Raw genomic sequence first — 518 nt, 5'->3', positions numbered from 1 at the left:
GACCTATCCACCTCATCTTCTCTGAGGGATCTTACTTACAAATGTAATGGGAAATCTCATCTTGAGGGGGGCTTCATGCTTAGATGCTTTCAGCATTTATCCCGTCCACACATAGCTACCCAGCGATGCCTTTGGCAAGACAACTGGTACACCAGCGGTGTGTCCATCCCGGTCCTCTCGTACTAAGGACAGCTCCTCTCAAATTTCCTGCGCCCGCGACGGATAGGGACCGAACTGTCTCACGACGTTCTGAACCCAGCTCGCGTACCGCTTTAATGGGCGAACAGCCCAACCCTTGGGACCGACTACAGCCCCAGGATGCGATGAGCCGACATCGAGGTGCCAAACCTCCCCGTCGATGTGGACTCTTGGGGGAGATAAGCCTGTTATCCCCGGGGTAGCTTTTATCCGTTGAGCGATGGCCCTTCCATGCGGAACCACCGGATCACTAAGCCCGTCTTTCGACCCTGCTCGACTTGTAGGTCTCGCAGTCAAGCTCCCTTATGCCTTTGCACTCT

Annotated in this window: 1 rRNA gene; it reads right to left on the bottom strand. The window is 54.8% G+C overall.

The window, feature by feature from the left end:
- Positions 1–518, bottom strand: a 23S ribosomal RNA gene (locus tag ACFPTP_RS10010); the annotation flags it as partial.

The organism is Sporosarcina koreensis, from assembly GCF_042655825.1.
Classification (GTDB): domain Bacteria; phylum Bacillota; class Bacilli; order Bacillales_A; family Planococcaceae; genus Sporosarcina; species Sporosarcina koreensis.
Note: the sequence above shows the minus strand (reverse complement) of the source record. Positions and strands in the feature narration are given on the sequence as shown.